We start from the raw sequence: 26,280 nt of genomic DNA, 5'->3' as shown, positions 1-26,280 counted from the left end.
CGTGCTACTTCAGGAGCAGCTTCGCGATGGTCTGGAGCTGCATGTTGCTCGTGCCCTCGTAGATCGTGCCGATCTTGGCGTCGCGGTAGAACTTCTCGACCGGGTACTCCCGGGTGTAGCCGTACCCGCCCAGCAGCTCGACGCACAGCGAGGTCACCCGCTCGGCCACCTGCGAGGAGAACAGCTTGGCCATCGCCGCCTGCTGGGTGAAGGGGAGACCGGCATCCTTGAGCCGCGCCGCGTTGTAGACCATCAGCCGCGCCGCCTCCAGCTCGGTGGCCGCCTGCGCCAGCTGGAACTGGACCCCCTGGAAGTCCACGATCGGCTTGCCGAATTGCCGCCGCTCCTTGCCGTACGCCATCGCCGCCTCGAGGGCGCCGGACGCGACGCCGATCATCTGGGCGCCGATGCCGATCCGTCCCTCGTTGAGCGTCTCGATGGACACCTTGTAGCCCTGGCCCGCTTCCCCGAGGACGTTCTCCGCCGGCACCTCGCACTCGTCGAGGATCAACTCGGTCGTGCTCGAGGCGCGGATGCCGAGCTTGTTCTCCTTCTTGCCGACGGCGAAGCCCTTGAACGCGCGCTCGACGATGAACGCGGTGATGCCCTTGTAGCCCTTGGTGGGATCGGCGTTGGCGAACACGACGTACAGCGACGCTTCGGCGCCGTTGGTGATCCACAGCTTCCGCCCGTTCAGCACCCACCGGTCGCCGCGCCGCTCGGCGCGCGTCTCGAGGCCGAAGGCGTCGGAGCCGGCGGCGGGCTCGGAGAGCGCGTACGCGCCCACCCATTCGCCGGCCAGCTTCGGCAGGTAGCGGGCCTTCTGCGCGTCGTTCGCCCAGCGCAGCAGGCAGTTGTTCACCAGGGTGTTCTGCACGTCGACCAGGATGGCGGCCGACGCGTCCACCCGCGACAGGCTCTCGACCGCCAGCACCGCGAGGAAGAAGGTGCCGCCCGCGCCGCCCAGCGCTTCGGGGATCTCGATGCCCATCAGGCCCATCTCGAAGCACGGGGGGATCAGCGACGGGTCGAGCGCTCCGGTTTCGTCCATTCGCGGCGTGAGCGGGCGCACCCGCTCCTCGGCGAAGCCGCGCACGGCTTCGCGGAACATCTGCTCTTCCTCAGAGAGGACGGTGAGCGGCGGCGCGCTGTTGGCCATGACGGTGAGGCTCCGGAGCCGCGGGCGTCACGGCCCGCTGGATCAGTACGTGGTCCAGGTGTCCGCCCACGCGTTGCTGAGCGGAACCAGGGCGGACAGGGAGTTGATCGAGGACTGCGTGTAGCACCAGGTCCACTGGACGAGCGCGGTGCCGGGCTGGACCGTGTCCGGCGCGACGGGCTGGCCGAGGGCCAGGTTGAGCCCCGTGACGACCATCCCGTGGACGATGGCGCCGGCGGCGTTCGGGTACAGCACGCCGCCGGCGAGGATGATCCCGTCCCAGTGGGCGCTCGGCGCCAGCGTGACGTTGCCGGTGGCGACGAGCAGCCCGCGTCGCTGGCCGGCGGGAATCGTGACGTCGCCCGCGGCGTACCCGACCAGGTAGTTGGTGTTCATGACCGGCGGCCACGGACCGGGCGGGACGGTGTAGTCCGGGATGAAGTTGCCCGACGTCAGGGCCGTCCAGTCGATGTGGGTGGAGTCGTACAGGTTGCTCCAGGACGGGTAGCCCGTCTCCACGCCGATCCCGGCCGGCGCCTGCACGTTGACCGCCTGATAGTGGCCGCTCGGCGCGCTGACGGCGAACGTGTCGGCCGCGAGGCCCCCGGGGGACGTGCAGGGAGGGATCGAGCCGAGGTCGTGGCCGCTGAGCGGGTTCGCCGGGGCGGGGGAGGCACTGGCACCGTCGATCCGCACGCCGTTGAGCGCGACCAGCGCGGCCCGGGCCGGGAGCACGCCGCCGTTGAGCTGGGCGAACTGCGCGATGGTGCGGGAGCCGCGGGTCTGGCCGGCCATCACCGGGCTGGTGGCGACGCCGGTGGAGCGCACCACCCACAGCGACAGCGGGCTGCCGTTGGCGCCGCCGCTCGCCCGCAGCTTGACGGCCACGACGTCGGCATAGCCGAGGACCAGCTGGATCCGGGTCGAGTCCCAGGTCGACGAGTCGCTCAGCCCGCGGTTCTGGGAGAAGTAGTTCTGGAGTCCGGCCTGCGCGAGGGCGAGCGCGCGGGCCGTGCCGAACGAGTTGTCGGTGGTGCGCTGCTCGGCGGAGACGAGCAGGAACGAAGCGGCGAGCATGACGGTCAGCAGCGTCGTCACGAGCAGCGTCGTGGCGAGAACGAACCCGCGCTGGCCGGGCGCGGCGCCGCTAGGAGTGGTTGCGGAAGACCACATCGGTCGTGAGCCTGAACTGCACGGGCAGCGCGCGGCCCTCGGGGGGTTGCTCGCTGGCCGCGACCAGGATCAGGCGCACCCCCTTGACCGCGGTGAGATCGGTCGGCGGCGTGGTGCGCGCCGTGTAGCTGCTGTCCAGGAACTGGAAGCTGGCGCTGGTGTCGAACGGCGCGACCAGCTCGTCGCGCTGGCCCGTGGAGAGGACGGTGCGCCACAGGCCGATCTTGCCGGGCAGCTGCGCGGAGGGCGCGAAGGCGTAGCGCACCAGCTGGTACAGGTAGATCACGGTTCCCGGCGGCGTGCGCACGTCGTTCGGACGCACGGCGACGGCCAGGGGTGACCAGCCCGGCATCCCGAGGATCCGGATCGGCGGGTTGCTGCGCGGCCAGTTGCACGCCCACCCCCAGTTGCGGCTGACCGTCGCCGGCTCGACGAACACGTACTTCCCCGTCGAGTCGCGCCACGCGTAGCCGCTGGCGGTCACGGAGAAGTACGTGGCGGAATCGGCGGGGAGCAAACCGACGACGGTCCGTCCGTTCCACTGGCCGCAGGCGACGCCGAAGGCGTAAGGCACCCGCACCGTGACGGAGTCCGTGGCGGCGGCCACCAGGCCGCTGTCGCTCACCATCCGCAGGTCGCCCGCCATCACGTTGAGCGCGGCGCGGGCGCCGCCGCGCGCCTGCATGATCGCGCCCTGGAGGGCCACGAACCGCGACTGGGAGATGACGAGCTGCGTCAGCGATACGCCGATGAGGGCGGCGATCAGCATCGCCACCAGCAGCTCCGCCAGGACGAAGCCGGCGCGGGCGCGTCCGGCGGCCGGCCGCCGGCTCATCGCCGCGGCACGGGGCGACGCTCCTCGCCCCCGCGGGCCGCCGGTGCCGGACTGGGCGCCGAGCGCGGCGGTCACGAGTGATTCCGGAATACGACGTCGGTCGTGAGCCTGAATAGCATCGGGAGGGCGCGACCCTCGGGCGGCTGCTCGCTGGAGGCGATCAGGACGAGTCGAATCCCCTTGACCTTGTTGAGATCCGCCGGTGCCGCCACCCTGGCGGTGTAGCTGCTGTCCAGGAACTGGAAGCCGGCGCTGGTGTCGAACGGCGCGACCAGCTCGTCGCGCTGGCCCGTGGAGAGGACGGTGCGCCACAGGCCGATCTTGCCGGGCAGCTGCGCGGAGGGCGCGAAGGCGTAGCGCACCAGCTGGTACAGATAGATCACGGTTCCCGGCGGCGTGCGCACGTCGTTGGGGCCCACGGCGACGGCCAGGGGCGGCCAGCCGGGCGCCCCCAGGATCGCGATCGTCTTGCTGAGATACGGCGCGCCGCACGCGCTGCCGGAGCTGCCGGCGACGGTGGCCGGCTGGACGAAAACGAACTTCCCGGTCGAGTCGCGCCACGCGTAGCCGCTGGCGGTCGCGGAGAAGTACGCGGCGGAGTCGGCGGGGAGCAGGCCGACGACGGTCGTGCCGCTCACCTGGGTGCAGGCGACGCCGAAGGCGTAGGGCACCCGCACCGTGACGGAGTCCGTGGCGGCGGCCACCAGGCCGCTGTCGCTCAGCATCCGCAGGTCGCCCGCCATCACGTTGAGCGCGGCGCGGGCGCCGCCGCGCGCCTGCATGATCGCGCCCTGGAGGGCCACGAACCGCGACTGGGAGATGACGAGCTGCGTCAGCGACACGCCGATGAGGGCGGCGATCAGCATCGCCACCAGCAGCTCCGCCAGGACGAAGCCGGCGCGGGCGCGTCCGGCGGCCGGCCGCCGGCTCATCGCAGCGGCACGGGGCGACGCTCCTTGCCCCGCTGCATGTTGATGGTGTCGGGCCGCGCACTCGGCAGGGTGGACGCGACGATGATCTGGATGCTGTCGAGGCGGGGCGAGAGAATGGTCACCGCCGTGCAGCCGACGACCCGGTAGAGCCCGCTGGACGCCGTGTCGCAGCCAACCAGGTTGGGCAGGCTGTCGAAGGGCGAGCTTGCCGCCCGGTCCACCTTGGCGAGCAGCGTCGACATGCCCAGCGCCTGGTCCGTGGCGCGGGTCGAGTACTTGGCCACCCGGAACGAGAGGCCCACCAGGGACAGGATCACGACCGAGAAGATGACCACCGCCATCATGATCTCCACCAGCGTGAAGCCCAGGCCGGGCCTCACCGGGTGATGCGAATCTGTCCTGCCTGGGTGATGCGCACCTGATGGTAGTAGTCGGATCCGCCGACCGTCACGAGCATGGTGGTGTTGGCGGTGCCGTTGGGCATGATCTGCACGCTGGCCGGCGTGGCCGACAGGGCGCCGAGCTTGAAGTCCGAGTTGATGTCGAACACGTAGGTCCGCAGCACCGTGTTGCTGGGCGGCGGCTGGCTGATCGTCAGGGTGAGCGCGGACGCGTCGACCGCGATGATCACCGGCGAATGCTGCCGCGCGGCCAGCGACTGCGACAGGAGGAACTCGGCGGCGATCACGTTCGCCGACCGGTTCACCCGGGCGTGTCCCAGCGTCTGGCCGACCTTGGGTATCAGGCTGGCCACCACGACGAAGATGATGATGATGACCAGGACGGCTTCGAAGATCGTGAAGCCGGCCACCGTCGAGTCGGCGCATCGGGACTCGCGCGCTCTGGGTCGAGACGCTGAGGAGTTCGTCGGGAGCGATGAAGGGCAATGTCCGTGCCGAGTGCGTCCCTGGGCCTAAGTCCTTGCGCTACATTTTACTACAAACGAGAGGCGGGGGACAGGCCCGACAGCCGGTGCAACCGGCAAGCGCCCGGGCTGCAAGAAGATGCAGCCGCGCGACGCGCGTTCAGGCGAGCACGTCGAGCGCCACGCCCACGCGGCCGAACGGGGCGCTGACCTGCGCCCCCTGGACCGCGGGCCGGATCCGCTGGAGCATCTCCCGGGCGATCGCCACGCCCTCGGCCAGCGCCGCGTCCTTGCCACGCTCCTGGGCGCGCCGCATGCGCTCGATCACCGTGGAAGGCACGGACACCCCCGGCACCTCGTTGGCGAGGAACTCCGCGTTGCGGAGCGAGACGAGGGGCCAGATGCCCGCGATGATGGGGATGCGGAAGCCCTCGGCCCGGGCCAGGAATCGCTCGAGCTGCTCCGGATCGAAGACCGGCTGGGTGATCGCGAAGTCGGCCCCGGCATCCACCTTCCAGGCGAAGCGCTTGAGCTCCCGCTCGGGGTCCACGGCAGCCGGATTGACGCCGACGCCGATGACGAACGCGGTCGGCGCTCCGATGGGATTGCCGCCCGGGTCCAGGCCGTGGTTGAGGCGGTGGACCAGGTTCGTCAGGCCGATCGAATCGATGTCGAAGACCCCGGTGGCCTCCGGGTAGGGCCCCATCTTCGGCGGGTCGCCGGTGATGATGAGGAGGTTCCTGAGCCGGTGGGCCGCCGCCCCCAGCAGGTCCGACAGCATGGACAGCAGGTTGCGGTCGCGGCAGCAGTAGTGGATCACCGTTTCGATGCCGACCTCGCGCTCGATCAGGAGCGCGCTCATCAGCGCGCCCATCCGGCTCTGGGCGCGGGGGCCGTCCGGCACGTTGATCGCGTCGATGCCGGCGCCCTTCAGCTGCCGGGCCCCGGCGAGCATCGTGGCGGGATCGACGCCGCGCGGCGGCACGATCTCGACGGTGGTGAGGAACTCGCCCCCGTCGAGCTTGCGGCCCCAGCGCGACCGCTCGGCCAGCGGCACCGGCTCCACCCCGGTGGGCGCCACCACCGGCTCGGCCGACACCGCGATGACCTGACGCGGCGACACGCTCTGCACGTAGGCCGCCATCGTCTTGACGTGCTCGGGCGTCGTGCCGCAGCAGCCGCCCACGAACCGCGCGCCCGCCTCCACCAGCCGCTTGGCATACTCGCCGGTGTACTCGGGCGACGCCATGTACATCTTGCGGTCGCCGACCTGCCGCGGGAGACCCGCGTTGGGCTGCGCCGACAGCGGTCGCGACGTGACACGCGCCATCCGCTCGATGGCCTCGAGTACCCCCTGGGGCCCGACCGAGCAGTTGAGCCCGATCACGTCGGCCCCGAACTCGTCGAGCGCGCGCGCCAGCGTCTCGGGATCGCTGCCGTACGCCGTCGCGCCGTCCTCCTGGATCGTCATCTGGGCCACGACCGGCAAGTCGCAGACGGCCCGCACCGCGCGCAGCGCCTCGTGGATCTCGTCGAGGTCCGAGAAGGTCTCGAGCACGAAGCCGTGGACGCCGCCCTCCAGCAGCCCCTCGGCCTGCCGCTTGAACAGCTCGAACGCGTCCACGCGCGAGGTCTCCCCGAACGGCTCGAGCCGGACGCCGAGCGGGCCGATGGCGCCGGTCACCAGCGCCCGCGCGCCGGCGGCTTCGCGGGCGAGCTCGGCGGCGCGGCGGTTGATCGCGCGGGTGTCCTCCGCCAGCCCGTAGTGTCCGAGCTTGATCGGATTGGCGCCGAAGGTGTTGGTCTCGAGGATCTCGGCGCCGGCTTTCACGTACGCGTGGTGGATCTCCCGCACCAGGTCGGCCGCCTTGAGCGACAGCTCGTCGTAGCAGACGTTGATGAAGACGCCGCGGGCGTACAGCATCGTGCCCATCGCACCGTCGAACAGGTGCACCCGCCCGTCGTCGATCAGGTCCCGCAGCGTGCGCTCAGGCATCCGGATCGTACCCCAGCACCGGCCCCAGCCAGCGCTCCGCCGCCCTTGCGTCGAACCCCTTGCGGCGGGCGTAGTCGTGCACCTGATCGCGGCCGATGCGCCCGAGGCCGAAGTAGGCCGCCTCGGGATGCGCGAAGTACCACCCGCAGACGGAGGCCGCGGGCCACATCGCCCAGCTCTCGGTCAGGCGGATGCCGGTGCGGGCCGTGGCGTCGAGCAGGGAGAACAGCGCCGCCTTCTCGGTGTGGTCCGGGCACGCGGGGTATCCCGGCGCGGGGCGGATGCCCCGGTACCGCTCGGCGATGAGCCCCGCGTTGTCGAGGGACTCCGCCGGGGCGTAGCCCCAGAACTCGCGGCGCACCCGCTGGTGGAGCTGCTCCGCCAGCGACTCGGCGAGCCGGTCAGCGAGCGCCTTGGCGAGGATGGCCGAGTAGTCGTCGTGGGCGCGCTCGAACTCCGCCGCCAGCTCGTCCACCCCGAAGCCGGCCGTGACGGCGAACCCGCCGATCCAGTCCGGGAGGCCGGAGTCGCGCGGCGCGACGTAGTCGGCCAGGCACAGGTTGGGCCGGCCGGGCGGCCGTTCCATCTGCTGGCGCAGGTGGTGCAGCACCGCGAGGACGCGGCTGCGGCCGCGGTCGGCGTAGACCTCGAGGTCGTCGTCGCCGACGCTGTTGGCGGGGAAGAGCCCGAATACGGCGCGCGCGTGCACGCGCCGCTCGGCGGCGACGCGCTCGAGCAGGCGCCGGGCGTCGTCGAACAGCCGTCGCGCCTCGGTTCCCTTCACCGGATCGTCGAGAATGTCGGGATACCGGCCGCGCAGCTCCCAGGCGGCGAAGAACGGCGTCCAGTCCACCGTCGCCACCAGATCCTCCACAGGGATGTCGTCCAGGCAGCGCACGCCCTCGACCGCGGGCTGCGGCGGGGCGTAGCCGTCCCACCGAAGCGGCAGCTTGTTGCGACGGGCCTCGGCGAGGCCCACCAGGCGCCCGTCGGCCCTCCGCGCCTCGTGCTCGCGGCGCAGGCGGCCGTATTCGCCGCGCACCCCCGCCACGAACTCCGCGCGCCGCTCCGGACTGAGGAGGTTGGCCACCACGCCCACGCTCCGCGACGCGTCGGCCACGTGCACGGTGGGGCCGTGGTACGCGGGCTCGATGCGCACCGCCGTATGGACCCGTGAGGTGGTGGCGCCGCCGATCAGCAGCGGGATGGTGAAGCCCTCCCGCTGCATCGCGCCGGCCACGTGGACCATCTCGTCCAGCGAGGGCGTGATGAGGCCGCTGAGGCCGACGGCGTCGGCGTTCACGCGGCGCGCGGTCTCGAGGATCGTGGCGGCGGGGGCCATCACCCCGAGGTCCACCACCTCGTAGTTGTTGCACCGCAGCACCACGCCCACGATGTTCTTGCCGATGTCGTGGACGTCGCCCTTCACGGTGGCGAGCACGATGGTGCCGTTGGTGCGCGGCGCGCCGCCGCCGGCCGCGCGCTCCCGCTCGATGAAGGGCACCAGGTACGCCACCGCCTTCTTCATCACGCGGGCGCTCTTGACGACCTGGGGCAGGAACATCTTGCCGGCGCCGAACAGGTCGCCCACCACGTTCATCCCGTCCATCAGCGGCCCTTCGATCACCTCGATGGCGCGGGCGCGGCCCCGGCGCGCCTCCTCGGTGTCCGCCTCGACGTGGTCGAGGATCCCCTCCACCAGCGCGTGGGCGAGCCGCCGCTCCACCGGCCAGCTGCGCCACTCCTCGGTGCGCGCCGCCTTCGGGGCGCCCGCCGCGTGCTCGGCGAGGGCGATCAGCCGCTCGGTGGCGTCGTCGCGGCGGTTGAACAGCACGTCCTCGACGGCCTCCAGCAGGTCCTTGGGAATGTCGTCGTAGACCGCGAGCTGGCTCGGGTTCACGATCCCGAGGTCCATGCCGGCGCGGCGCGCGTGGAACAGGAAGGCCGAGTGCATGGCGTGGCGCACGGCGGGGTTGCCGCGGAAGCTGAACGAGAGGTTGCTCACCCCGCCCGACACCAGAGCGCGGGGCAGTGTCTCCTTGATGGTGCGGCAGGCCCGCAGGTAGTCGACGGCGTAGCTGGCGTGCTCGGCCATCCCCGTTCCGACGGGGAAGACGTTCGGGTCGAGGATGACGTCCTCGGGCGGGAAGCCCGCCCGGTCGGTGAGCAGCCGGTAGGCCCGCGTGAGGATCTCCACCCGGCGCTCGTACGTGTCCGCCTGGCCGCGCTCGTCGAAGGCCATCACGACCACCGCGGCGCCGTAGCGCTGCACCAGCCGCGCGTGCGCGAGGAACGCCTCCTCGCCCTCCTTGAGGCTGATCGAGTTGACGATGCCCTTGCCCTGAAGGCACTTCAGCCCGGCCTCGATCACCTCCCAGCGGGACGAGTCGATCATCAGCGGGACCTTGCTGATCCCGGGCTCGCCCGCGACCAGGTTGACGAAGGTCCGCATCGCGGCGACCGAGTCCAGGAGCGCCTCGTCCATGTTGACGTCGATCACCTGGGCGCCGTTCTCCACCTGCTCCCGCGCGATCTTCAACCCGGCCTCGTAGTCGCCGCGCTTGACGCACTCGGCGAACCTGGCGGAGCCGGTGACGTTGGTGCGCTCGCCCACGTTCACGAACAGGGTGTCCGGGCCGATGGTGAGCGGCTCGAGGCCGGCCAGCCGGGTGTGGGGCGGAACCGGGGACACGCGGCGCGGCGGCAGGCCGGCGACCGCGCCGGCGATGGCCGCGATGTGCGCGGGCGTGGTGCCACAGCAGCCGCCCACGATGTTGAGGAGCCCGCTCGCCGCGAACTCTCCGAGCAGCTCCGCCATCTCGGCCGGCCCCTGGTCGTACTGCCCGAACGGGTTCGGCAGTCCCGCGTTCGGGTGGCAGCTCACCGGGACGTCGGCGATCCGTGCCAGCTCCTCGACGTAGGGCCGCAGGTCGCGCGCTCCCAGCGCGCAGTTGAGCCCGACGGCGAACAGGCCGGCGTGGCGGATCGAGTTCCAGAACGCCTCGACGGTCTGGCCCGAGAGGGTGCGACCGCTCCGGTCGGTGATGGTGCCGGAGACCATCACGGGCACGTCGAGCCCGCGCCGCTCGAGCAGGGCGCGGATGGCGAACAGCGCGGCCTTGCAGTTCAGCGTGTCGAAGACGGTCTCGACCATCAGCAGGTCGACCCCGCCCTCGAGCAGCGCCTCGGCCTGCTCGCCGTAGGCGGCGGCCAGCTGGTCGAAGTCGACCGCGCGGTAGCCCGGGTTGTTGACGTCGGGGGAGAGCGACGCGGTGCGATTGGTGGGCCCCAGGATGCCGGCCACGAAGCGCGGCCGGTCCGGCCGGCGGGCGGTGAACTCGTCGGCCACGCGGCGCGCGACCGTCGCGGCGGCGACGTTGAGCTCGCGCACCAGGTCCACGGTGCGGTAGTCCGCCTGCGCGATCGCGTTCGCGGTGAACGTGTTGGTCTCGGCGATGTCGGCGCCGGCCTCGAAGTAGGCGCGGTGGATCGCCTCGACCACGTCCGGCCGGGTGAGCGACAGGAGGTCGAGGTTGCCCTGGAGGGGCACCGGGTGCGAGCGCAGGCGCGCACCGCGGACGTCGTCCTCGCCCAGGCCGCGGCCCTGGATCATGGTGCCCATCGCGCCGTCGAGCACCAGGATCCGCGCCGCAAGGGCGCGCTGCAGCTGTTCGCGTCGGTCCGCTGTCCCCACTCCGGAGTCTCCACAATCGAAAAGCCCGGCGGCGCCGAAAGCAGGCACCACCAGGCCGGCTTTTTAGCGGAATGTTTAACGTGGCCGCAATACGCCGCAAATCGCCACGAGGTTCGGTTGTAGGGGCAACTTAACCAGGCCACCGCCGGCCGCGCCACCCTCCCACCGGCGCTGGCCCGCCCGGACGCACGCCACGGCCGGCGGGCCGCAGGCCCGGAACGGGCCGGCTAGGCGGTCAGCAGGCGGAGGGCGGCGTCCGCGCCGATCCCTTCGGCGAGGATCGTCTTGCGCCTGGCGGCGGCGCCGGCGGCCACCGTCACCGCCGTCCGCGGCAGCCCGAGCGTCCGGGCCAGGAACCGGGTGAGCTCCTCGTTCGCGGCTCCCTCGACCGGGGGGGCGGCGACGCGGATCCGCAACCGGTCCCCGGCGACGCCGGCCACCTGGCTGCGGGAGGCGCGGGGCGTGACGACGACGGCGATGCTCAGGCCGCGGGCGGTTTCCCGCAGCCACGGCGTCACCACGCGCGCAGCACCCAGTCCCGCACGAGCTGGAGCAGGAACCACGCGACCAGCGGCGTGAGGTCGAACCTGCCCAGAGGCGGCACGATGCGGCGCAGGGGCGCGAGCAGCCACTCGGTGAGGAAGACGAACGGGCGCATCCAGCGGCTGTAGCGGGACGCTCCGATCCAGGAGCCCACGACCCGCACCGCCAGGGCCAGGATGACGACGTTGAACGCCCAGTACACCGCCAGTCGCGCGGCGTAGCCGGGGCCGAGGCTGGCGGCCGCCGCCAGCGACCGGGCCTGGCCGGCGGCCCACGCGACGGCGGCGATCACCACGATGCCGCCGCCGACCGCGATCGCGATCAGCCACCACGGCGCCGATTGCGGATTGCCGCCGGTGAGCAGGATGCGGCGCTCGATCGGGGCGAGCAGCGGATCGGTGAAGGCGCGGATCGCGCGGGCGGTGCGGCCGAACGGGTTGATGGCGCGTGCCTGCACGGCCAGGGCGCCGAAGCCGCCGAGCACGGCGGCGGCGGCGGCCGCGAACACGACGTAGCGAAGCAGCACGGCGAGGTCGATCACGGCGTGGCGCCGGCGCGGCTCGGCGTGCGGGTCAGCTGACCCGCATCGTCTTGCGCTTCATGAAGTCCATGAGGATGAACTGGCCGAGGGTCATCGTGTTGGTGAAGTACGCCTTTCCCCGGCAGATCTCGGAGACCTTCTTGACGAAGTCCACCAGCATCCGGTCGCGCGCCAGCATGAAGGTGTTGATCATGATGTTGCTGCGCTTGCACAGGGCGACCTCGCGGAAGGTGGCCTGCAAGATTCTCGGATCCAGCCCCATCGAGTTCACGTAAACGCGGCCGTCCGGCAGGGTGAGGGCCGACGGCTTGCCGTCGGTGATCATGATGATCTGGCGCATGTCCTTGCGCTGGGCCAGCAGCAGCCGGCGCGCGAGCTTGAGGCCCTCGGCCGTGTTGGTGTGGTACGGCCCGACCTGGGCGTGCGCCAGCTTGGCGAGCGGGATCTCCTCCGCCGAGTCGTGGAACAGCACCACCCGCAGCGTGTCGCCCGGGAACTGGGTGCGGATCAGGTGGGTGAGGGCGAGCGCGACCTTCTTGGCCGGGGTGAAGCGATCCTCCCCGTACAGGATCATCGAGTGGGAGCAGTCGAGCATCAGCACGGTGGCGGCGCTGGAGCGGTACTCCGCCTGGTGCACCATCAGGTCCCGGTACTCGAGGTCGAGGGGCACGCCGAGTCCCTCGCGCTCGATGGCCGACAGCAGGGTCGCGATGACGTCGAGGTTCATCGTGTCGCCGTACTCGTACGGCCGGCTCACGCCCTCGGCTTCGACGCCGGTGGCGAGGTACGGCGTCTCGTGGCTGCCGTAGCTCGACCGGCCGATGCTGCCGAGCAGGTTGCGGAGTGCGCGATAACCCAGGAAGTCGATGCCCTTCTCGGTGAGGTTGAAGTGCACCTGCTGCGCGGCCGAGCGCGCCTGGCCCTCCGTCCCCTCGACCAGCTCCTGGCCGCCGGGCATGCGCGGCGCCTCGGCGACGCTGAGATAGCCCTGCTCGATGAGGCGCTGCACGATGGCGTCCAGCAGCTCGGCGAGCTGGCGCTCCAGCTCCGCGTCGCGATCCGCGTCGCCCGTGCTCTCGCCGCGCAGGACCTTGAGCATGTCCGGCGTCAGCATGCCGGAGTTCTTCAGCGCCTCGAGGATGGCGTCGTGGAGCGCGGCGAGGGAGCGGTCGCCCTGCTCCTCGCCGCCCTCGCCCCACAGGCGCTCGCCCGCGCCGCCCGCGAATCCGGACTGGAGCAGGAAGTCGGCGAGCTGGTCGAGCAGGTCCTGAAGATTGACCGCATCGGCCAGCTGGTCGATGTACTTGGAGAAGGTCGTGTAGCGCACGGGGCTCCCCGTAAGCTCGTCGGGGCCCCACATTCCGGCAATGCCCGCACCACGCGCCTCGCCGTTCGGAGCTCTCCGCCACCGCAACTTCCGGCTGTTCTTCTTCGGTCAGGGCACGAGCCTGGTGGGCACCTGGATGCAGATTGTCGCCCAGGGCTGGCTGGTGCTCGAGCTCACCAACTCTCCGTTCTACGTCGGCCTGGTGAGCGCCCTGGGCTCGCTGCCCATCATGCTCGTGTCGCTGCCGGCCGGCGTGTTCGTGGACCGCGTGAACAAGCGCCGGCTGGTGGTGCTCACCCAGACGCTGTCGCTGCTACAGGCCCTGGTGCTGGCGATCCTGATCTGGACGCACCGCATCGCGCTGTGGCAGGTGGCGGCGATCGCCGTCTTCCTCGGCACCGTCAACGCCTTCGACACGCCGGCGCGCCAGGCGTTCGTGATCGAGATGGTGGGCCGGGAGGACCTGGGGACCGCCATCGCCCTGAACTCGTCGGCCTTCAACGCCGCGCGCGTCGTGGGGCCCTCGTTGGCCGGGATACTGATCGGCGCCGTGGGCCTGGGCTGGTGCTACTTCCTGAACGCGGTGTCGTACGTGGCCGTGATCTGGGGCCTGCTGAAGATGCGCCTGGCGCCGTTCGTTCGTCCCGATCATTCGGGCGACGGGTGGGCGCAGTTCCGCGAGGGTGCGCGCTTCGTGAGGCGCGACCGGCGCGTTCTGGCCCTGGTGGGCATGATGGCGGTCGTCAGCGTCTTCGGCTTCCCGTTCCTGGTGTTGATGCCGGTCTTCGCGCGCGACGTGCTCCGGGTGGGGCCGTCGGGGCTGGGGTTCATGTCCGCCTCGGTCGGTGTCGGCGCCGTGATCGCGGCCCTCGGCCTCGCCATGTTCGGGCCGCGGGTGGGCAAGGGGCGCATCCTGATGTGGACCGGGCCGATCTACGGCGCCGCGCTCGTGTCGTTCGCGGCGGCGCCCGCGTTCGCCCTGGCCCTGCCGGCGCTGGCCTTGGCCGGCGCGGCGATGATCCTCAACAACGCGGTGACCAACACGCTGCTGCAGACCATCGTGCCCGACGCCCTGCGCGGGCGAGTGATGGGATTCTACGCGTTCGTGTTCCTCGGGATGGCGCCGTTCGGGGCGTTCCAGGCGGGGTGGCTGGCCGAGCACCTCGGCGCGCCCATGGCCGTCGCCGTGGGCGGCCTGGTCTGCGGGCTGTCCTCGCTGGTGATCTGGCGGCGGGTACCGGAGGTGCCGCTGCTGAAGTGATCAGGGCTCGGATGGCAATGGGCAGGTCAGTTGCCGGTCGCCAGGGGGAAGTGGTTACCAGTCGTGAGCAATCAGGGGCCAGTCCAGAGGTCAGTACTGACAACGGGACTGGCCCCTCACGTCTCGCGCCCTGGACCACTGGAGACTCGCCGTCTGGCAACTGCCCCGCCCACCGCGTTCCTTCTGCCGCTTACTCCATGCCCCTGCGCCGTGCCGCGTCGGCGATGATCTCCGCCGCGCCCTCGTAGCCCAGCCACGCGGTGTTGACGACCAGGTGGTAGTTGGCCGCCTCGTCCCGCCGGCGCCCGTACCAGTGCTCCAGGTACCGCTCGCGGGCGGCATCGACGCTGTGGATCTGCCGGGCCGCCTCCTCGCCGGTGACGTGCATCCGTTCGACGATGGTGCGGATGCGCGTCTCCCGCGGCGCCACGACGTAAACGTGCAGGACGTCCGCCGCCTCGCCGGCGGTGGCGAGGTAGGCCGTGGCGCCGCGCCCGACCAGGACGACGCGCCCGTGGGCCGCGGCCTCGGCGATGACCCGCTCGGTGATGCGATGCAGCTGGTCCTCGTCGGGCTCGGCCTGGGAGGCCGCGGCCTGAACGAACATCTCGGGCGCGGAGATCGCGAGCGTCCGCCCGAGGCGCTCGATCAGGGAGGGTGAGCGCTCCTCGCGCGCCGCGACGGCCTCGGCCGGCAGGCCCGCCCGCCGCGCCACCTCCCCCACGAACTCGTTGTCGATGACCGTCCACCCCAGGCGCTCGGCGACCCGCCGGGCGACCAGGGAGCCGCCGGAGCCGTACTGGCGCGTGACGGTGACGACGGCCATCCGCCGCTCAGCGCCCCCGCAGGCTGTTGCGGAGCGCGTTGATGTCGAGAATCGGCACGCCGCCCGTGGTCGGCACGAGGATCACCAGGTTGTTCGAGTTCTTCATGTCGTGCAGCACCTCCAGGTACTGCTTGGTCAGCTGCTCGGCGGTGAGCGTCTGGTTCAGGAGCCGCTGCTGCTCCGACTGCAGCCGGGCCACCTCGACCCGGTGGCGCTCGGTCTCGATCTGCTGCTCCTGGGCGATCTTGTTGTTGATCGCCTGCACCACCTGCTCGGGCGGCTCGAGGTTGCGCAGGAAGAACGCGGTCACCTGCGCGATGCGGAACGGCGGGCCCCCGGCCCGGGGCTGGGTGACCAGCGCCGAGTCCACGAGGGCCTCCATCGTCTGGGCGATCAGCGTGCGCTTGCTGATGTCGTTGATGGAGTACTGCACCATCCCGTCGCGGACCCCCTTGCGGATGGCGTTGCGCACCGCGCTGTGGATCTGCGCCTCGGCGCCGATCTCGGTGAAGATGCGCGGCGCCTGCTGGGGGTCGATCTGCCAGCGAAGGCCCGCGTCCACCTTCATCGCCATCTGCTCGCTCGACAGCGCGTCCATCGTCTCCCGCTCATCGCCGCCGACCTCCGGGAACTGCTCCTCGCGCGTGGAGAAGCGCTCGACCGAGGACCAGGGCGTGACCAGCCGGATTCCGGGCAGGAGCGGCTTGGGATCGACCGTGCCGAAGGCGTGGCGGACGCCGACTTCGCCGGGCTGGATCACCACCAGGCCCGAGCCTAGGACCAGCAGGGCCCCCAGCACGAGGAAGCCGATGGCCGCGGCGCGCAGGATTCCGCCGATGGGACGCGGGCCCTGGCTCTTGGTGGCGGCGGATGCGGTGGTGACGAGGAAGGAGACGGCGAGGAACACGAGACCGAGGACCAGCTCGCCCACGGAGGGCTCCAGGTGGCAGACGGCTCGAAGATACGGGCCGCGACCGGAGCGCGACAGGACGGGCGGGCGCCCCGGCGCGGCCCGCGGCCGGCCCGTCCGCGGCTAGGCGAAGGGGCTGCCGGGGCCCGACTTGGGGAAGGGTGGCTGCCGCTCGGGGCGGACGCGCGTGTAGCCCGCGTCCTCGCTGCGCGCGATGCGCCGCTCCGCCGCCAGGCCCTCCAGCACCAGCTCGCACGCGGCGACGGTCGTCGCCGGGTCCTTGCGCCGGGCCAGCCCCACCCGGTCCACCAGGTCCAGCAGGCCCGGCACGACGCCGAACCCCTTGAGCAGCGCGTCCGACCGCTCGTCGTGCGAGACCTTGAGGGCGCCGCCCTCGTCGAACCAGTGCACGATGTCGTCCACGTTGGCGCCCCCGGCGCGGTCGCCGAACGTGGCCCCGGCCGCGCGACGGATCAGCTCCCGCGCGATGACGTCGGCGCCCTGCAGCTCGCCCTCGTACTCCAGCTCCAGCTTGCCCGTGATGGCCGGCACCGCGGCGTACACGTCGGACACCCGCGGCACGATGGTCTTCTCCTTGTTGACCGTCGAGCGCCGCTCCGCGTTGGAGACGACGTTCTCGAGCACCGAGATGGGGAGCCGCTGGCTCACCCCGGAGCGCTTGTCCACGCGCTTGTCGCCGCGCGCCTCGAAGGCCACCCGCTCCACCAGCTCCGCGATGAAGTCGGGGACCATCACCGGCCGGCCGCCGCGCTCGAGCCACGCCTCCTGGTCCGTGATCGCCATCCCCAGCTCGAGGGTGCGCGGGTAGTGGGTGGTGATCTCGGAGCCGACCCGGTCCTTCAGCGGCGTGATGATCTTGCCGCGCGCCGTGTAGTCCTCCGGGTTCGCCGTGAACACCAGCGCCACGTCCAGCGAGAGGCGGATCGGGTAGCCTTTGATCTGGACGTCGCCCTCCTGCATGATGTTGAACAGGCCGACCTGGATCTTCGCCGCGAGGTCCGGCAGCTCGTTGATGGCGAACACCCCGCGGTTGGCCCGCGGCAACAGCCCGTAGTGGATCGTCAACTCGTCGGACAGCAGGTGCCCGCCTCGCGCGGCCTTGATCGGATCCACGTCGCCGATGATGTCCGCGATCGTCACGTCGGGCGTCGCGAGCTTCTCCACGTAGCGCTGGGCGCGCGACACCCACGCCACCGGCGCGCGGTCGCCGTGCTCCTCCACCAGCAGCCGCCCGTACTTGGAGATGGGGGCGAACGGGTTGTCGTTGACCTCGCTGCCTTCGAGAATCGGCACCTCCTCGTCCAGCAGGGCGATCAGCCCGCGCACGATGCGCGACTTGGCCTGGCCGCGGAGGCCGAGCAGGATGAAGTTGTGCCGCGACAGCACCGCGTTCACCAGCTGCGGCACCACCGAGTCGTCGTAGCCCACGATGCCCGGGAAGATCGGCTGCTCCGACTCCAGGCGGCACAACAGATTCGCCCGCATCTCGTCCTTGACGGTGCGGGTCCGGCGCTCCGGGGCGCCCCACTCGGACTGCGCCAGTTCACCCAGCGTGCTTGGCTTGCTCATATCCGGGATATTGGTACCCTGACCGTCCCCATTCAAGGCCCGCGGGAGAACCGCCTCGGCGTCGGGGCCGCGGTTCGCTGCGCGGGCGGCCCGCGGCGCCACCCGGGCGGCGCTCGTCGCGCCCCGGGATCCGGTGGAAACACCGCGGCCTCGGGGCAGGTATTCGGGACGCATCCGCTGCGCGCTGCGCGCCGCCCGGCGAAGGCGCCGAGAGTCGGCCGTCGGCGCGGTGCGGCGCGCGCGACCGGCGCCCCGGTAAGCCCCTGTGGCACAACCGCTTGCGGGGAGGCGGGCGGATCGCGTCCGCGGCGTGATTTCCCTGCCCGCGCCGCGGAGATGGGGACCGGCTTACCCTTGACAGTCTGCGGGCGTTGGGTAGCTTAGGCGCCGGTTGAGGCCGGCGGCAGCGGCGCACGGACCTCGTTATGTGTTCCGCTGAGAGATATTTCTAGTTTAAAGGAGATTCGATGAAGCGCTTGTTCCTGGCAGTTGCGGTGCTCGGGCTCATGGCGTGCGCGAAGAAGGAAGCGGCGCCCCCGGCCGAAACGCAGACTCCGGCCGCTGCGCCGGCTCCGGCGATGGCCGACACGACGAAGCCCGCCATGGGGGCGGACACGTCGAAGATGGCGGCTCCGGCTGCCGCTCCGGCGCCCGCGCCCGCGAAGAAGGCCGAGGCCCCGATGAAGAAGAAGGGCATGTAAGACTCGCTGCCCTCTTCGCACGAGGACCCGGAGCTCGCTCCGGGTCTTCGTGTTTTCAGGGGTACGGATCGGCCCGCGGCGGCGCGCGGAAGCTGGCGCCGGTGCGCTCGGCGGCGTCGGCCGCCGCGACCGCGGGACGCCATCCGAGCAGGCGCTCGGCGCGCGCGGAGCTGTAGCGGTTGTCGCCGGCCAGGAACTGCACGGCGACGGTGAGCGAGAGCGCGCCCGTAGGCACCAGGGCGCCGATGGTGGCGTCCCACGCACGCGCGGCGGACCACGCCAGGCCGCGGGGGATCCTGAGCCAGCGCGGCGTGACGCCGAGACCGGCGGCGAACCGCTCGACGAACTCGCGCAGGGTCAGCTGGCCGTCGTTGGTGACGTTGAACGGCCCCGTGGCCTCCGGGTGGTCGAGCGCGGCGGCCACGGCGGCGGCGACGTTGCCGGCGTACACCACCGTCATGCGGTTGCCCCCGTCGCCGATGAGCGGCACCCGGCCGCGGCGCAGGGCGCGGGCGATCCCCGGCGAGAAATAGCGATCCCCTTCCCCGTAGAGCACGCACGGCCGGAGCGCGACCGCGCTGAGCCCCGTCTGGCGGGTCACGCTCCACAGCGCCAGCTCCGCCTCGCGCTTCGACCGCGCGTAGCGCTCGCGGGTGAGCGGAGCCTGCGCGAGGTCGAAGCCCTCGTCGTTCCCCGGCCGGTCGATCGACGCGCAGCTGCGGCCGTAGACGGCGACGGACGAGAGGTGGATCATGCGGGCCCGGCCCCGCGCGGCGCTGCGCGCGACCCGTTCCGTGCCGAGCACGTTGACCTCGCGCCACGCGGCCCAACGGCCGCCGGCGAGCACCGTCGCCGCGGCGTGAACCACCGCGTCGCAACCGGCGATCGCGGCGTCCAGGCGCGCGGCGTCCGACAGGTCACCGCGCGCCGGTTCGGCCCCGAGGCGTACCAGCTCGGCGGCGCTCGCCTCGGACCGGGCGAGGGCGCGGACGGCGTCGCCGCGGGCGCGCAGCGCGGCGATCAGGTGGCGCCCCACGAGCCCGGTGCCGCCGGTGACGAAAACCTTCACGGCGCCCCCTCCGTTCCGCGCTCCTCCCAGGGCAGCTCGCGGATCGTCGCGACGGACCCGTCGGGCAGCTCGACTGCCGCGCCCGCCGCGACGCTCCGTCGCACGACGCCGAGCCCCACCCAGGTGTCACGGGCCGCCCACCAGCAGGCGCTGCTGAGGCGGCCGGCGGGCTCACCCTCCGCGACGACCGCCAGCGGCAGCGACGCAGGGTCACGCTCGAGCGCGAGGCCGGCGAGCCAGCGGTTCGGGTGCCCGCGGAAATGGACGCGCGCCACGGTTTCCTGGCCGAGGTAGCAGCCCTTCGTGTAGGAGACGGCGCCGAGGTCGTCGAGTCGCGCTTCCTGCGGCAGCGTGCGGTCGTCGATCTCGGCGCCGAGGCGCGGGAAGCCGGCGAGTATCCGCCGCTCCTCGAGCAGCGCGGGGGAGATGCCGCGGGCTCCGCGAGCCCGCAGCGCCGCGACCAGGGCGCCGGCGTCCGGGGCGGGCACGAGGCACTCGAAGCCGTCGAGTCCGCGTGCGGTCACGCGGCTCACGGCCACGTCCGCGCCGGCCCGTCGCAGCGATGCGGTCCGGCCGGCCTCTTCCGGCAGACCCTCCCCTGCGACCGGTGCCAGCACGTCCCGCGCCGCCGGGCCGTAGACGCCGATCGAGGCCGATGCGGCCGTCACGTCCTCGCAGCGGCACAGGCGAGGCGGCAGGGAGCGCTCGAAGGCGGTCGCCACGTCCGTCGCCGCGGCGCGTGGTGCCTCGACGATCAGGGCGTCGGCGAGGCGGGTGATCCACAGCGGCGCGACGATCATCCCTTTCGGCGTCAGCAGGGCGCCGAAGAGGTGACTGCCGTCGCCGGCCTGCTCCACGTCGCAGGTGACGAGGCCCTGGAGGCAGGTGACGCGCGCGCTGCCCACGAGCCGGTACCTCGCCAGTCCCGGCCGGCGGAGGACCCCGGCGCCGGTGGCCAGCGCCGCGCGATCGGCGGGATCGACGGCGTCCCGACCGACGAGGGGGGCGGGCTCAGGCATGCCCGGATGCCTCGATCTCCCGCAGCAGCGGCGACAGCTCGGCGGGCAGGTGCCCTTCGAACGAGTCCCACACCAGGTCGGCGCCGGCGAGAGTCTCGCGCGCGTGCGAGGTCGTGAGCGCGACGCAGCCCGCACCCAGGGCGCGCGCGGCGGCGAGCCCAGGCGTCGAGTCCTCCACCACGACGGCCCGCACGCGCTCCGGCGGGCTGGCGACGGCGGCCAGCGCGCGGCGGTGTCCTTCCGGGTCCGGCTTGCACCGCGTGACGTCCTCGGCGCTCACCACGCAGGCGACCACGTCGGCCAGGCCCGCGCGCTCGAGGCCGGCGGTGATCTCGCGGCGCAGGGCGCCGCTCACCACGGCGATGCGCGCGGCGGCCGCGGCGGCGCGCACGAACTCGCGCACCCCGGGAACCAGAGGCAGGGCGGCGCGGGCGCCGGCGGCGTAGCGCGCGGCCTTGTCGGCCGCGAGGCGGTCGAGGGCCGGCCGGTCCAGCGGCCGCCCCGAGCGCCGGAACGCCTCGCGAATGCACACGCGGTCGTCGAACCCGAGGTACTCCGTGTAGTACGTGGCCTCGTCGACGTCGATCCCCTCACGCCCGAGGACGTCGCGCAGCGCGGCGAAGTGGATGGGCTCGTCGTCCACGACGACGCCGTTGAAGTCGAGCAGGACGACGTCGGTCACCGGGCGCGCGTCAGTCGCCGTAGGCCAGGTCGAGCAGCTCGACCGGGTGCCGCAGCTCGACCTCCAATCCGGCCAGCAGCGCGCCGGCACCGATCTGCATCAGGCAGCCCGGGTTGCCGGTCGCGACGACGTCGGGTGCGGCGGCGGCGATGGCCCGGAGCTTCCGCTCCAGGACGTCCAGGGAGAGGTGGGGCTGGAGGAGGGAATACACGCCGGCGCTGCCGCAGCACCGCTCGCTGTCCTCCAGCGGCACCAGCTCCAGCCCGGGGATGGCCGCGAGCACGGCCAGCGGCGCTTCCACGACCTTCTGCGCGTGAAACAGGTGGCACGGCGCGTCGTAGGCCACGCGCCGCCGCAGGGGGCCGGCGCGACGGGGACCGCGCTCGGCGAGCACCTCGCTCACGTCGCGCACCCGCGCGGCGAAGGCGTGCGCACGCTCGGCCATCGGGTCGTCGGCCAGCACTTCCCCGTAGGACTTCAGCATCGCCCCGCAGCCGGCGCTGTTGGTGACCACCGGCAGGCCCGGAGCCGCGGCGTCGAACGCGAGCACGTTGGCCCGCGCGAGCGCGCGGGCCGACTGCGCTTCGCCGGCGTGCGCCGCGAGGGCGCCGCAGCAGGCCTGCCCCGGCACCTCCCGCACGCCCACGTCGTTCCTGGCCAGCGTGCGGACCGTCGCCCGGTGCACGTGGCCGAAGAGGCCGTCCATCACGCAGCCCCGGAACAGGGCCACGGCGTCGCCGTGGCCGGACGGCCGCCCGGCAACCGGGGGCCGACGGCCGTTGGAGTGCCCTGGACGGGAGGCCGCGAGCATGGCCAGCGCGAGCACGGCCGGCGGCGGCGCGACCGTCCAGTCCGGGAGGCCGGCCGCATTGCGGGCCGCGCCTCGCGCCAGCAGCTCGGGCATCCGGGTCGCCCGTGCGAGGCGCGCGAGCAGCCACAGGGGCCGCTGTCTGGCCGGGCGCGCCAGCACCCACAGGCCTGCGATCAGCGCCGCGCTCTGGCCGCGGGCGCGGGCGATGCCCGCGCGCGCCGCCTCGAGCGCGGGGCCGTAGACGACGCCCGAAGGGCACACGCTCTCGCAGGCGCGGCATCCCAGACAGCGGTCGAGGTGGCGGTCCAAAGCCGGGTCGTCGGCGGGGATCGCCCCGCTGGCCAGCGCGCGCATCAGCACGATCCGGCCGCGCGGCGAGTCGGCTTCGTCGGCGGTGACCTCGTAGGTGGGACAGGCCGGCAGACAGAACCCGCAGTGGACGCACGCGTCGAGGCCCGCCCACGCGCGCGCGGTCATGCGAGCAGCGGCGCGGCGAGGATCCCGGGCGGGTCGAACGTGGCCTGGAGCGCGCGGGTGATGCGCTCGACGGCCGGAGGGAGCGCGCCCCACACGCCGGCGGCCGTCCGGGTCGCCGGGTCGGCGCGCTCGAGGATCACGGGCCAGCCGTGGCGTGCGGCGTCCGCGCGCAGCCGCGCCATCGCATCGGCGGAGCAGCGCTCGACGCCGAAGCGGACCGTGCCGCGCGGGACGGTGGCGCTCGCGGCGAGCGGTGGGCCGAGGTGGCGCTCCGCCAGCTCCACCGCGCGCATCCACGTCCGCGGCTCGGCCCCGAGCCGCAGCACCACGGGCCACCGCCCCACCTCGACCCTCCACGACGTCCACGGCGCGTCGCCGTCGAGCGAGCGCAGCGCGGGCGAGGCGGCGGCACGAGCGATCCCTTCCAGCTCTTCGGCGACCCCGGGGCCGGGCCCCACGGCGCGTGCGGCCAGCGACCACCCGTCGCCGAAGCCCAGTCGCGCCGACAGCCCGGGGCTCAGCACCTCCAGGGCCGCCGGCGACGCAGCCCGGGCCAGCGCGGCCACGCTCGCGCGCTCCGCCCACGCGGCGCTGCCGCACCAGACGTCGGTGCGGTCGGCCCGCGGACGGGCACGCAGCCTCAGATGCGCCTCCGCGATGATGCCGAACGCGCCGTGGCCCCCGATCACCAGCTTGGCGAGGTCGAAGCCGGCGACGTTCTTCACCACGCGACCGCCGAGGCGCACCACGGTGCCGTCGCCCGCCACGACGGCGAGGCCGAGCACCTGGTCGCGCGCCGGCCCGTAGTGGGCGGCGAGCGGGCCGCCCCCCCCCGAGGCCAGGGCCCCGCCCACGGTGCGCGAGGGAGGCCCCGGCGGGTCGAAGGGCAGCCAGGCGCCGCGCTCGGCGAGGCGGGCGGCGAGCCGATCGAGCGGCGTGCCCGCGCCCACGGTGACCACGAGGTCCGCCGGATCGAAGTCGGAGACCGTGTCGAGGCCGCCGATGGGAAGGGCCCGCGCACCCGGGCGCGGCTCGGTCCACCAGCCGCCGGAGCCGCGCACCGCGAGCGCCGTGCCCTCCGCGGCCGCCGCCCGGACGTCGGCGGCGAGCGCCGCGAGGCCGGCCCGGCCGACTAGGCCGTCGAGCGCTTGCGGCATTCCTCGACCCCCGTGCGCGCGGACGCCGTGAAGGCCCGCGCCTCCTCGATCAACGGTCGCGCGTCCTCCGGCCGCCAGCCGGCGAATCCGCGACGGTCGCCCTTCATCTCGTACAGGGCGAGGAAGCCGCTCGGCAGCTCCGCGCGGATCAGCCGGCCCAGGTCCTCGTGGGTGCGCTGCGTGTGCCACGGCTCGTCGCGCAGCCAGACCCTCACGATCGCCGCCGCCATCACCCCCGGATACGCCTCCTCGATGGCCCGCGCACCGGAGCCGGCCGCGAGGTGCTGAGCGGCCGCCGCCAGCCGCCGCTCCGCGTCGGCCAGCTGCGTATCCATCTGCGACAGCCAGCGAGTCGGGATCGGCGCGGTCACGAGTCGCTCCAGGGCCGCCACTCGCGGCACTGCAGGGCGGGGACGACCTTGCCGGGGTTGGCCAGCTCGGCCGGATCGAAGACCCGTCGCACCGCCGCCATCAGGCCCAGCTCGTCGGCGCCGAACACCAGGGGCATGTAGGCGAGCTTGTCCAGGCCGACGCCGTGCTCTCCGGTGATCGTGCCGCCGGCCGCCACGCAGGCGCGGATGATCTCGTCGCCGGCGGCGTGCACCCGCTCGAGCTGGTCGGGATCGGACGCGTCGAAGCTGAGGTTGGGATGGAGGTTGCCGTCGCCGGCGTGGAAGACGTTGGTGACGCGCAGCCGGTGCCGCCGGCCGATCGCGGCGATCTCCTCCAGCACGTCGGGCAGCGCCGTGCGCGGCACGACGGCGTCCTGCACCACGAGATCGGCGCTGATCCTCCCCATCGCGCCGAACGCCTTCTTCCGCCCCTGCCAGAGCTTCTCCCGCTCCGCGGCGCCGGTGGCGACCCGCACCGTCCGCGCGCCCGACTCCTCGAGCAGGGCGAGGGTGTCGGCGGCGTCCGCCTCGACCGCCGCCGGGCCACCGTCCAGCTCGACCAGCAGCACCGCGGCGGCGTCGACCGGATAGCCGGCGGCGTAGACGCTCGACTCGACCATCTCGATCGCGTTGTGGTCCATCATCTCGAGCGCCGCCGGCACGATGCCCGCGGCGATGATCGCGGTCACCGCCTCGCCCGCGAGCCGCAGGCTCGTGTAGTCGGCGAGCATGGTGCGCACCTGCGCGGGCACGGGCACCAGCCGGACCGCGATCCGGGTGGCGATGCCGAACATCCCCTCGCTGCCGACGAAGACGCCGGCCAGATCCGGGCCCCAGGGCTCGCCGCCCGCGCCGCCCAGCCGCACCGTTTCGCCCGACGGCAGCACGACGTCGAGCCACAGCACGTGGTTGGTCGTGACCCCGTACTTGAGGCAGTGGGGCCCGCCGGCGTTCTCCGCGACGTTGCCGCCGATGGTGCAGGCGGTCTGGCTGGAGGGATCGGGCGCGTACATCAGGCCGAACGGCGCGGCCGCCCGGCTCAGCGTGGCGTTGACGACGCCGGGCTCGACCACGGCGCGCCGGTTGGCGGGATCGATCGCGAGGATGCGCGCCAGCCGGGTCAACGTGACCAGCACGGCCGGGGCCTCGCCCAGGGCTCCGCCGGAGAGGCCCGTGCCGGCGCCGCGCGCGACGAACGGGACGCCGCGCCGCGCCAGGGCCGCGAGGACGGCGCTCACCTCCGGTGCGGAGCCGGGCAGCACCACCAGCGCCGGCGTGCGTCGCAGGGTGGGCAAGCCGTCCGACGCGAAAGTGGCGAGCTCGGCCCGCTCGGTGCGGACGAAGCGCGCGCCGACGATGCCGGACAGCTCTTCGACGAGGCTCGCGTGTTCCATCGGGGTGAGGAGCAATGTAGCTTCCTCGCTCTGGCACCTCTAGCGACCGCGCTGATTCTCGCCGCCCTCCAGGCCATTCACCCTCCCGCACTGGACCTCAAGGTCGGGGGCGTCTGGGTCCCGTGGCGCGCCTACCAGCCGGGGACTCCGGCGGCGGTGGACCCGCTCCTGGCCCGCGCGGTCCGCTGGGAGGACGCGCGGCCCGGACTGCGGGTCGGCAGCTTCGAGGTGCGCGTGTCCGGGGGGCTGCTGGTCAACAGCGTGGCGATCGTCGAGGTCGATCCGGCGCGCTACCGGTTCGCCCTCGCCGCCGCCCGCGGCTTCGCGGCCCGCGCGGCGGACGCATGGATGGCCGACACGGGCGTCGTCGGCGCCGTGAACACCGGTCTGTTCCGCCCGGACGGCACGCCGCAGGGCCTGGTGCTGCTCGACGGCGTGCGGTACGGGCGGCGCGCCGCCTGGCTCGATGCGGCGGTCGTGATCGCGGACGGTCGCCCGCGCGTCGCCGAGCCGCCGGCGCTGGATTCGGTGACCGGGCCGGTGTCGGCGTTCCAGGTGGTCCCCTGGCTGGTGCGCGCCGGTCGCACGGTGCTCGGCGTCAGCTCGGGGCTGCGCCTGTCCCGCACCCACCGCGATCGGCGGCTCACGCTGTGCCTGGCGGGCGACGGCCCGGTGCGGCTGCTGCTCAGCAACTTCGAGGTGTTCGGAGGCAATGCCGGCACCATCCCGGTGGGCCTCACGATCCCCGAGCAGGCGATGATCGCGGCCGCGGCCGGCTGCGCCGACGCCGTGGCGCTCGACGGAGGGATCTCCGCGCAGCTGGCCGTCCGGTTTCCGCAGCGGGTGCGCCGGATGCCGGGCTGGCGCGAGGTGCCTCTGGTGATGTTGATTCGCCCGCGGTAGCATCGAGCTGGCCCGATCCTTCT

The 26,280-nt window shown here is 72.9% G+C and carries 24 protein-coding genes and 1 riboswitch; of the genes, 3 read left to right on the top strand and 21 right to left on the bottom strand.

All coding sequences use genetic code 11. The features are described from left to right. Nucleotides 1–4: 4 nt before the first annotated feature. From VMF70_09205 to VMF70_09155, 11 genes are all read right to left on the bottom strand, one after another. Nucleotides 5–1,159, bottom strand: a complete 1,155-nt coding sequence (locus VMF70_09205) for an acyl-CoA dehydrogenase (GenBank protein HTT68194.1) — start codon at nt 1,157–1,159, stop codon at nt 5–7. A 42-nt stretch (nt 1,160–1,201) separates the two neighbouring features. Then, nucleotides 1,202–2,332 (bottom strand): hypothetical protein, encoded by a 1,131-nt coding sequence (locus VMF70_09200; GenBank protein ID HTT68193.1) that lies wholly within the window; start codon nt 2,330–2,332, stop codon nt 1,202–1,204. Continuing rightward, on the bottom strand, nt 2,307–3,242 hold the full coding sequence (locus VMF70_09195) for a hypothetical protein (protein ID HTT68192.1): 936 nt from the start codon (nt 3,240–3,242) through the stop codon (nt 2,307–2,309). The genes VMF70_09200 and VMF70_09195 overlap by 26 nt, the downstream gene beginning before the upstream one ends. Continuing rightward, entirely contained in the window at nt 3,239–4,099 is an 861-nt protein-coding gene (locus tag VMF70_09190) for a hypothetical protein (protein ID HTT68191.1), read from the bottom strand. The genes VMF70_09195 and VMF70_09190 overlap by 4 nt, the downstream gene beginning before the upstream one ends. Continuing rightward, nucleotides 4,096–4,479, bottom strand: coding sequence for a prepilin-type N-terminal cleavage/methylation domain-containing protein (locus VMF70_09185; protein HTT68190.1), 384 nt, complete (start codon nt 4,477–4,479; stop codon nt 4,096–4,098). The genes VMF70_09190 and VMF70_09185 overlap by 4 nt, the downstream gene beginning before the upstream one ends. Next, nucleotides 4,476–4,910: a hypothetical protein gene (locus tag VMF70_09180; GenBank protein HTT68189.1), complete on the bottom strand. Its 435-nt coding sequence runs from the start codon at nt 4,908–4,910 to the stop codon at nt 4,476–4,478. Before VMF70_09180 ends, VMF70_09185 begins: the two co-directional genes overlap by 4 nt. 214 nt (nt 4,911–5,124) lie before the next feature. After that, the gene (locus VMF70_09175; protein HTT68188.1) at nt 5,125–6,960 is read right to left on the bottom strand and encodes a bifunctional homocysteine S-methyltransferase/methylenetetrahydrofolate reductase; all 1,836 of its coding nucleotides are present in this window, start codon (nt 6,958–6,960) and stop codon (nt 5,125–5,127) included. Continuing rightward, nucleotides 6,953–10,654, bottom strand: coding sequence for a methionine synthase (gene metH, locus VMF70_09170; GenBank protein ID HTT68187.1), 3,702 nt, complete (start codon nt 10,652–10,654; stop codon nt 6,953–6,955). The genes VMF70_09175 and metH overlap by 8 nt, the downstream gene beginning before the upstream one ends. Nucleotides 10,655–10,697: 43 nt before the next feature. Then, a riboswitch (SAM riboswitch) is annotated at nt 10,698–10,772 on the bottom strand. Between the two features lie 109 nt (nt 10,773–10,881). Further along, a complete protein-coding gene (locus tag VMF70_09165) occupies nt 10,882–11,175 on the bottom strand; it encodes a DUF167 family protein (GenBank protein HTT68186.1) in 294 nt (97 codons plus the stop codon). Next, on the bottom strand, nt 11,169–11,738 hold the full coding sequence (locus VMF70_09160) for a YggT family protein (GenBank protein ID HTT68185.1): 570 nt from the start codon (nt 11,736–11,738) through the stop codon (nt 11,169–11,171). The genes VMF70_09165 and VMF70_09160 overlap by 7 nt, the downstream gene beginning before the upstream one ends. A 31-nt stretch (nt 11,739–11,769) precedes the next feature. Then, entirely contained in the window at nt 11,770–13,065 is a 1,296-nt protein-coding gene (locus VMF70_09155; GenBank protein HTT68184.1) for a VWA domain-containing protein, read from the bottom strand. Nucleotides 13,066–13,105: 40 nt separating this feature from the next. Here VMF70_09155 and VMF70_09150 point away from each other — a divergent pair, with 40 nt between their 5' ends. Next, complete coding sequence (locus VMF70_09150; protein ID HTT68183.1) at nt 13,106–14,326, top strand: MFS transporter; 1,221 nt, start codon at nt 13,106–13,108, stop codon at nt 14,324–14,326. Nucleotides 14,327–14,516: 190 nt separating this feature from the next. Here the strand turns inward: VMF70_09150 and VMF70_09145 are convergent, their stop codons facing one another. From VMF70_09145 to VMF70_09135, 3 genes are all read right to left on the bottom strand, one after another. Beyond that, nucleotides 14,517–15,152: a cytidylate kinase-like family protein gene (locus VMF70_09145; GenBank protein HTT68182.1), complete on the bottom strand. Its 636-nt coding sequence runs from the start codon at nt 15,150–15,152 to the stop codon at nt 14,517–14,519. 7 nt (nt 15,153–15,159) lie between these two features. Further along, a complete protein-coding gene (locus tag VMF70_09140; GenBank protein HTT68181.1) occupies nt 15,160–16,083 on the bottom strand; it encodes an SPFH domain-containing protein in 924 nt (307 codons plus the stop codon). A 102-nt stretch (nt 16,084–16,185) separates the two neighbouring features. Then, the gene (locus VMF70_09135) at nt 16,186–17,652 is read right to left on the bottom strand and encodes a magnesium chelatase (GenBank protein ID HTT68180.1); all 1,467 of its coding nucleotides are present in this window, start codon (nt 17,650–17,652) and stop codon (nt 16,186–16,188) included. A gap of 467 nt (nt 17,653–18,119) precedes the next feature. On the opposite strand from VMF70_09135, the gene VMF70_09130 reads away from it, so the two are divergent. Continuing rightward, entirely contained in the window at nt 18,120–18,353 is a 234-nt protein-coding gene (locus tag VMF70_09130) for a hypothetical protein (GenBank protein ID HTT68179.1), read from the top strand. A 55-nt stretch (nt 18,354–18,408) separates the two neighbouring features. Here the strand turns inward: VMF70_09130 and VMF70_09125 are convergent, their stop codons facing one another. The 7 genes from VMF70_09125 to VMF70_09095 are packed head-to-tail and all read right to left on the bottom strand — an operon-like array spanning nt 18,409 to nt 25,354. Then, the gene (locus VMF70_09125) at nt 18,409–19,422 is read right to left on the bottom strand and encodes an NAD-dependent epimerase/dehydratase family protein (protein ID HTT68178.1); all 1,014 of its coding nucleotides are present in this window, start codon (nt 19,420–19,422) and stop codon (nt 18,409–18,411) included. Continuing rightward, a complete protein-coding gene (locus VMF70_09120) occupies nt 19,419–20,441 on the bottom strand; it encodes a hypothetical protein (GenBank protein HTT68177.1) in 1,023 nt (340 codons plus the stop codon). Before VMF70_09120 ends, VMF70_09125 begins: the two co-directional genes overlap by 4 nt. Continuing rightward, on the bottom strand, nt 20,434–21,123 hold the full coding sequence (locus tag VMF70_09115; protein ID HTT68176.1) for an HAD family phosphatase: 690 nt from the start codon (nt 21,121–21,123) through the stop codon (nt 20,434–20,436). Before VMF70_09115 ends, VMF70_09120 begins: the two co-directional genes overlap by 8 nt. A 10-nt stretch (nt 21,124–21,133) precedes the next feature. Next, the gene (locus VMF70_09110) at nt 21,134–22,411 is read right to left on the bottom strand and encodes a heterodisulfide reductase-related iron-sulfur binding cluster (GenBank protein HTT68175.1); all 1,278 of its coding nucleotides are present in this window, start codon (nt 22,409–22,411) and stop codon (nt 21,134–21,136) included. After that, nucleotides 22,408–23,568 carry an FAD-binding oxidoreductase gene (locus VMF70_09105; protein HTT68174.1) on the bottom strand — a complete coding sequence of 387 codons (1,161 nt, stop codon included), beginning with the start codon at nt 23,566–23,568 and terminating at the stop codon, nt 22,408–22,410. Before VMF70_09105 ends, VMF70_09110 begins: the two co-directional genes overlap by 4 nt. Beyond that, a complete protein-coding gene (locus VMF70_09100; protein ID HTT68173.1) occupies nt 23,544–23,939 on the bottom strand; it encodes a hypothetical protein in 396 nt (131 codons plus the stop codon). Before VMF70_09100 ends, VMF70_09105 begins: the two co-directional genes overlap by 25 nt. Continuing rightward, nucleotides 23,936–25,354 carry an FAD-linked oxidase C-terminal domain-containing protein gene (locus VMF70_09095; protein ID HTT68172.1) on the bottom strand — a complete coding sequence of 473 codons (1,419 nt, stop codon included), beginning with the start codon at nt 25,352–25,354 and terminating at the stop codon, nt 23,936–23,938. The genes VMF70_09100 and VMF70_09095 overlap by 4 nt, the downstream gene beginning before the upstream one ends. On the opposite strand from VMF70_09095, the gene VMF70_09090 reads away from it, so the two are divergent. Further along, nucleotides 25,346–26,257 carry a phosphodiester glycosidase family protein gene (locus tag VMF70_09090; protein HTT68171.1) on the top strand — a complete coding sequence of 304 codons (912 nt, stop codon included), beginning with the start codon at nt 25,346–25,348 and terminating at the stop codon, nt 26,255–26,257. The two genes, VMF70_09095 and VMF70_09090, sit on opposite strands and share 9 nt — an antisense overlap. Nucleotides 26,258–26,280: the final 23 nt, after the last annotated feature.

Source organism: Gemmatimonadales bacterium (assembly GCA_035502185.1).
Lineage (GTDB): Bacteria > Gemmatimonadota > Gemmatimonadetes > Gemmatimonadales > JACORV01 > Fen-1245.
The sequence above is the reverse complement of the archived record's forward strand: the minus strand, read 5'-3'. Positions and strand labels throughout refer to the sequence as shown.